We start from the raw sequence: 7,492 nt of genomic DNA on the forward strand, positions 1-7,492 counted from the left end.
GCCATATAAACATACCGCTATTGATTATTTTTTATTACATTTTTTGAAGAGAGATTCGATATTTTCTGCCATGTATTTCTCCATATTATTATATGGATGGTTGAATTTTTTGGCCATATCGATGGATGCAGTCTTGATTATGCAATTATAGTAATAGTTGTAATTAGATTCTATTCTAATGATTGTCTGATATAATCTCGGGTCGCCTTGTTCATTATTTTCTCTTATACCTATCTGTCTCATATTTTGTAACATATTATTATAAGATCGACTTGCAATAACGCCATTCTGGTATACTCTATCATCAAATCTTTTCTGCTCCCTCTGTTTATCGGTCAGATGTTTCTTTTTAGCAGGTGAGGGTGAATTATAAGTATTTGATTGAAAGTCCCCAGACATCTTAAGATTATATTTAGCCCACGATTTTTCTAAATTTTGATGCTCTATTTTCATATACGCGATATTACCTTTAGACTTTTTATACGCTTTAGACTCTTCTTTTAAGCAACTCTGAATCACGGAATCCCTAAAATACTTTTCGCAGTGAAATGAATATCCAGAAGGATTATACCATCCTACTCCTTTTTTTAATTCATCCATTGTCCATTTTTTGGTATATGTATATGCAGAGGTATAACCAATCATTACAATCATTGATAAACAAATTGTCAATGCTATCTTTTTCATTAAAGGACTCCTCTCTCCTTAAATTAAGTAGCTTCTCGCATGCTGACCGAATATTACCATGCACAGCTACCAGAGAATCACTCTTTTAAAAGAGTACCAGATCATGGTCTTTCTTTAAACCAAAAATACTTAAACGGAGATTAACAGGAGCCTGAATCAGGCTAAGAATAAAATTTCATCTAAAATTGGTTGCAACTCTTTTGGAGGGAAGGTGATCGCTGTGTTGTTCAGGTCATAGCGATGATCAGACGGAAATCTGCTGAGAGGGCCACAAAACAAAACTCTGAAGGTTTCTCTTATACCAGAAGTTTTCTCTGAAACCATTTACTTTTGTATTGGCGGATTCAAAGGCAGGGGGGACGGGAAAAGGGAGAAAGAAAAAGGGAGACGGGAGGAAGGAGACAGGAAAAAGACAACGGAGTTCTGTTGTTGAATTTGACACCGAGAAAGGTCTTAAAAGGGCTAACCCCGCTGGAAAACTTCACTGGCAAACGTATTGCACTTATTACTTGAATCCAGCTTCTCTTATGGTTTTTTCAGTAATAATTCGTGTTTATTAGTGTCCATTCGTGGTTCCTTTTGTCGTTTGTAACCATGAATGGATAAACAGGAGACAAAACGGGGTATAACTTAATAGGAATGGTATAATGAACAAGTCCCAGCCTGGTGAAGACAAGCCGTGGCGAAACGGAGACCACGACACGAAGTGGAAAAGGAGAGAAAGGTCTCCATGGAAGAGATCTGGAAGAGGGGCAAAGAAATATCGAAAGACCACGAGGCAAGCGCCATACAAGATGTTTTTTCACGCAAAAAACGCTTGAATGACGCTGGTAAATTTTGTTCTACCATTTACATTTACTGACCCAAAAACACGACAGGACAAACAGGGTAATACATTAATTCATTGTAGAAACGTCTGTTGTGAGATAAGCCACCTGTTGTGCTGAAGACGCCCAAATTGGGCGTCTCTACAAGGACATCCTTCCCACAAAGACAACGCCATATTGCTACCACGTGGTTATTGCGGCAGAATTGTATCCGGATTTGTACAATCAATACCCGTAAGATAAATCGCTGACATCGTAGAGACGCCCAAATTGGGCGTCTGTCCCACTGTCTTTGAATCTGCCAATACAAAATGTAAATGGTATTATTGATGAGGATTTTCAGCGCTCAATTCTTCTTTTTGATCGCCTGTACAACATAAGGATAGATATTTTCCGCTATTATTTGATACCCCTGTGCATTTGGATGGATGCCATCTCCCTGGTTCAAGTTACCCCTCGTCGCTACCCCTTCTAAAAAAAATGGCATATACACGACATCAAATTCTTTCGCCAGTTTTGGGTAGATTCTATTGAACTGTGCCACATAAGCCGGTCCCATATTCCAGACCATTTTCATCCCGGCGAGGACGACGACCACGTCTTTATCTTTAAGGAGCTGGAGGATTTCGCTGATATTTTTTTCAGCCACCTCAGTGTCAATACCACGAAGACCGTCGTTTGCCCCCGTCTCCAGGACAACGATATCGGGTTCCAGGGTGAGTATCCATTCCATACGACTGAGTGTCCCACTGCTGGTTTCCCCGCTCACCCCGGCATTCACAACATTATAATTATATTCATCTGTCCGCAGCTTTTCCTCAAGCAGAGCCGGATAGGCGGCACCTTCATCAACCCCATAACCTGCGGTAAGACTGTCTCCCACCGCCACAATCGTTTTCATCATTGTTTCTGATTCCTTTGTCTCATGGTTTTTCTCCTGTTCCTGACTGCAGCCGACAAGAGATAACAATGTTACGAACATAACCATACAGAGTGTCTTTCTCATATCTTAATTATCCCTTCAGATGTAATATTTTTATGGGCTCTGCTGCCAATTCCATTTTTACTGACCAGAGAACGCGACTGCGTGGACATCTTTTTTGGCGATGACGAATGAGTAATAATTCGTGTTTATTCGTGATTCCTTTTGCAGTTTGTAACCACGAATGGACACGAATTTTCACGAACAGGGACAACGCATTAAACGAAAACGTTTGTATTCGAAGTTAAGCCGTACAGTGCACCAGAATTATTAATCAACTTTGGGAGTCATCCGAAAGTCGGGGTTGAGCGTTTTACGCTCTCATATATCAATTACCTCAAAGCAAATAACAGACCGAATTCAACCACAAGGGCATTCTCTTATGGTTTTTTCAGTAATAATTCGTGTCCATTCGTGTCCATTCGTGGTTCCTTTTGTAGTTTGTAACCATGAATGGATAAACAGGATGTAAATTGATCTCATTGTAGAAACGTTCGTTGTGGGATAAAACGCCCGTTGTGCTGGAGACGCCCAAATTGGTCGTCTCTACAAAGACCTTTTGCTTTTTCCTGTCTCCCGTCTCCCGTCTCCCGTTCCCCTGCCTTTGACTCTGGCATCATGACTGCTCTCGTAAAAAACCTATCGGTTTCTGACGCAAAACAGATACTGAACTGAGCAGCCCCAGGGTGACAACCAGACAGACGGTCAGAATCAGCATGATACAACTCATCTGCCAGCTCGGATCGTACTCAATGTTAAAGAGAAAGAGACAGAGTGCCCAACTGCCCGCCTGAGCGACCAGGATAGCACATCCACTGCTCAGCAGGGCGAGGATGAAGTTCTCAAGAAAAAAGACCCGCAGTACAAACCGGGTATTCGCGCCGAGAACCTTATAGTAAACCGCCTCTTTGATTCTGGACATTCGTGTTGCCAATACAGAACTCACCAGGATCAATGCACCGGCCAGAATTGAAAAAGAAGCAAAAAAATTAATGATTGCAGAGAGTTTCTGTAGAATTTTTTCAAGTTCAGCTGCCGTTTCACCCACATTGATCGTGCTGATGTTGGGGAAACGGTTAACGATGGTATTCTCCAATTGAGCTATTTCACTTTTTTGTACCTTCAGTGCCCCAAAAAAGGTTTGCGGGGCAGCACGCAAATTTTCTTCCGGGAAGACAAAATAGAAAAACGGATAGAGCATCGATTTCGTGCGACTGCGTATAGAGCTCACTTCAGCCTTCATTGGCACGCCCTGCACATTAAACATCAACACATCGCCCAGCTTCATATCCCCCATATCTGCCACAGTATCAAGAATAGAGACTGGAATCAGGCCACTCTGTTCGCTCACTCTGCCAAAGAGAGAGTCTCCCTTGATTAATACTTCATCACTGAGCAATTGTTGGCGATAGGTCAGGTTAAACTCACGGGCAAGACTGTCCCCCCGCTTTTTCCTTTCAGCTGTTCTGCGAACCTTTTCACCATTGATAGAAGCGAGGCGGGCGCGGATAACAGGGAAAAGCTCCACATCCTTGCCAACGAGTTTTAGAAAGTCCTGCTGCTGGTTCTTTTGAATATCCAGACAAAAAAGATTTGGGGCATCCTCGGGGTAGGATGCAATATAGGTGGCATGGAGATTGTACTCAATCAGGTAGATCGTCAGCAGCACTGAGAGGGCCGAGGCAAGGGTGACGACAATCGTCCGGGTTGCATTCCCCGGTCGCAGCAGACTTCTCACTGCCTGCCGCAATGGCAGGGAAGCAATTCTCAATCGGGAAAGCAGTCGCAACAGTATGCTGATCAACACTGAAATTATCGTAATGAGGGCTAAAACACCGCCGAGGAAATATAAACCGATACGCAGATCATCCAGTTGCTGGACGACAAGTCCGGTCAGCAGGATGATTCCACACCCCGTCAGCACATAAGCACTGCGATTCGTCCGTCCGCTCTCGATTTCCTTTCTGAACACGGCTGCTGGCTTGACATTTTGTATTCTGCTGAGTGGTAGAAAGGTAAAAAAGCTCACCACCACCAGCCCGAGTCCGACTCCTTCCAGCACGTCTGCAAGTGAACCTCCAAGAACTATATTATCTGGCAGCAGTCCGCCAAAGAGGGTGGAGAAATTCTTTTCAAGCAGCAGCCCGGAGAGTATGCCAATAGTACATCCGATGGCGCTCAGCAGAAAGACTATCACCAGATAGTGACACAGCAGAAATGATCCGGTGGCCCCGAGAGAGCGGAGGATGGCGAAGCTCTTTTCCCTTGGACGCAGGAACGCGGCAAGAGAACTCTGCATACCGATTCCCGCCAGCAGCAGGGTAAAAACGGAGATCAGAGACAAAAAGAACAGCAGGTTGTCGAAAAATCGTTTCACCCGGGAACTCGCCGTCGTAGAGGTTGCGATACGTTCCTGCCCGGGAATTGCCAGGGCCTGCAACTGTGAGGTGATCTTCTCAATCTGGCTGGAATCAGCAATTTTCAAAAGAGTTTCATATTGCACTCTGCTGCCTTGCTGGACCAGGTTCATCCGGGCAAGATCAGCAGCGGAGACCAGGATTCTTGGGCCAAAAGTGAAAAAATCGACGGGGCGTAACGATTCTCGGCGAATGGTATCAACAATATCTACAGAACTCTCCCCAAGCAGCAGTGTATCGCCGGGAACAAGTCCCAGGCGGTCAAGCAGCTCTGGAGCAACAATGGCCTTCCCCGGTTGTAGAACTGCAGAAAAATCTCTGTCGGAGAGTAAATCAACCGTGCCGTATAACGGGTAACCTGCCTCTACCGCCTTGATATTGCTGAACAGTGAATCCCGTCCATCTGCTCTTCTGGCAACAGAATAAAATTCCCAGGTACGCGCAACCTGAATTCCTGGCTGCTCAGCCAGCCGGGAAATTTCCTGCTGCAGCGCGGGAGAAAATTCGTAGCGGGAATGAACGATGACATCACCGCCATGCAGGTCTCGTGCATCACTGGCAATGGAGTGCTGGACGTCGCCGCGGAAACTGTTAATGGCAACAATGCTCACCAGAGACAATGCCACACAGAGGATAAAAACGACCGCCTGGCTTTTGCCATGCAATATCTCTCGTATCAGAAACCGAATATTCATCGACTCTTCACCCCTTTTCTATCCTGCCATCATAAAGATGTATGATTCTACCGGCGCGACTGGCCAGAGCCTGACTGTGGGTAGCGATAACCAGAGTAACATTCCTCTCTTTATGCAGATCGACCAGTAACTGGATTATGCCTTCACTGTTTTCGGAATCAAGGTTCCCTGTCGGTTCATCGGCAAAAATAATTTCGGGATCATTGATCAGCGCCCGGCAGATGGCCACCCGCTGCTGCTCTCCGCCAGAGAGTTGCTCCGGGAAGTTTTTCCCGCGATCACGCAGGCCAACCTGATCAAGAAGCGACTGGGCTTTCTCCCTGGCTTTGGGATCTTTTCGCAACTCAGCCGGGAACATGATGTTTTCAATGGCGTTAAGTGAGGGGATCAGATGAAAGGCCTGAAATACAAAGCCCGTGAGTGTGTTGCGCACCGGTGCCAGCTGATCTTCAGTTAAATCCGTGATATCTCTATCCCCCATGATTATTCTGCCGCTGCTCGGCCGGTCAAGTCCGGACAGCAGGCTCAGCAGGGTGGTCTTGCCACTGCCGCTGCTGCCGGCAATAACCACAAACTCCCCCCTGTTAATCTTGAGTGAGATATCTCTTAACACCATTATTTTCTGGTCGCCGAGATAATAATACCTGGAGAGATTTTCAGTCTGAATATGGGTGCTTGACATGATTTTCCTGCGGTTTTTTGTCTTGGATGAGAGATCAGTGTCGCGTCCTGATTATGATAACCATCGAGAATGAAAATTCGAGCAGAACCAGGACAGGTTAACCATTTTGATCTGGCAATGATACCACAGGATGTTGTTGCTGCGGGGGGAACGGTGGGGTGGGGATGAGTCGAGATTGAAATAATGGGATTGATCGTGGTGGTAATGCCGGGATTGAGAAACCGTTTCCGAAAAATCAACACGAAGCGGCGATTCCGGCGATGATGTAGAGACAAGGCATGCCTTGTCTACACGGTGACGGGAATGTGACGGTGACAGGAAACATCGCAGAAGGCGTAAAATGGTATTCACCATGGGGTAACAGCGGGGTGGGGGAATCAGTTTTACTGCAAACCTGTTCTCCATCACTTTATGGTTTGCGGGAACCCTGCTTCGAAGAGGTGTCGTGGGAGGCGTAATAGTTGTACAGGAGTGTGGTGCGGCAGGCGGAATCTTTTCCACACAGGTATTCGGTTATAAAGGCGCGGGTATAAGGATGCAGGGGAAGTTGAAGAGAATTTTCAGGCAGTACCCAGACGTAATCCTGACTCTCTTCGTTGAGAACAACCTCGGTGGAACGTGTTGTACAGCCAAAGCCGATATAAACAAAATGGCGGGCAGGAATTTTCCCGGCAGGCAGAATGACATCCTGCAGTGCCATGACCTGGATATTGTCAATTATAAGCCCGGTTTCTTCTTTGACCTCCCGCCGCAGTGCTTTTTCAAAGGTCTCCCCCATCTCGATGTGTCCTCCAGGGGGCACAAACTGATCGTCAAACTTTGCCTCCTGCAACAGAAGAATCTGGCCTTCGTTATTAAAAATAAAGGCACCAACGACGGGTTCGGGGAATTTTTTTTGATTCATTTTGAACATGATAAAGAATTTCTGCAAAATTAACATGAAATTGTACTGTGAGAACGATTCAATGTCAGTAGTGTCCGGTTAAGATTTTGCATGTAGAAAAAAATAAATTACAAGGAGAAGTTTTTTTCTTGACAAATAAGTGAAATTCCGAGTTTGCCCTCCTTAAAAGACTAATCTTCTAAGGAGGTTACGATGGATTTTGTAACTTTTCGCTCCCGGCGATATGCTGTCCCATCACAAACACACTTACTCAAACCAACAAAGCAGGCCTTGGTCAATGCACCACCGCTTCGATCAA

The 7,492-nt window shown here is 45.5% G+C and carries 5 protein-coding genes; all 5 read right to left on the bottom strand.

The genetic code is table 11. The features are described 5' to 3' along the window. Positions 1 to 24 precede the first annotated feature (24 nt). On the bottom strand, positions 25 to 687 hold the full coding sequence (locus JWG39_RS12710; RefSeq protein ID WP_205219790.1) for a hypothetical protein: 663 nt from the start codon (positions 685 to 687) through the stop codon (positions 25 to 27). A gap of 1,173 nt (positions 688 to 1,860) precedes the next feature. Next, positions 1,861 to 2,418 (bottom strand): arylesterase, encoded by a 558-nt coding sequence (locus JWG39_RS12715; RefSeq protein ID WP_240192133.1) that lies wholly within the window; start codon positions 2,416 to 2,418, stop codon positions 1,861 to 1,863. A 694-nt stretch (positions 2,419 to 3,112) separates the two neighbouring features. Continuing rightward, positions 3,113 to 5,608, bottom strand: coding sequence for an ABC transporter permease (locus JWG39_RS12720; protein ID WP_205219792.1), 2,496 nt, complete (start codon positions 5,606 to 5,608; stop codon positions 3,113 to 3,115). A 7-nt stretch (positions 5,609 to 5,615) separates the two neighbouring features. Then, a complete protein-coding gene (locus JWG39_RS12725) occupies positions 5,616 to 6,290 on the bottom strand; it encodes an ABC transporter ATP-binding protein (protein WP_205219793.1) in 675 nt (224 codons plus the stop codon). Between the two features lie 409 nt (positions 6,291 to 6,699). After that, positions 6,700 to 7,194: an NUDIX domain-containing protein gene (locus JWG39_RS12730; protein ID WP_205219794.1), complete on the bottom strand. Its 495-nt coding sequence runs from the start codon at positions 7,192 to 7,194 to the stop codon at positions 6,700 to 6,702. Positions 7,195 to 7,492 lie beyond the last annotated feature (298 nt).

The sequence above is a fragment of the Desulforhopalus vacuolatus genome, assembly GCF_016918505.1.
Lineage (GTDB): Bacteria > Desulfobacterota > Desulfobulbia > Desulfobulbales > Desulfocapsaceae > Desulforhopalus > Desulforhopalus vacuolatus.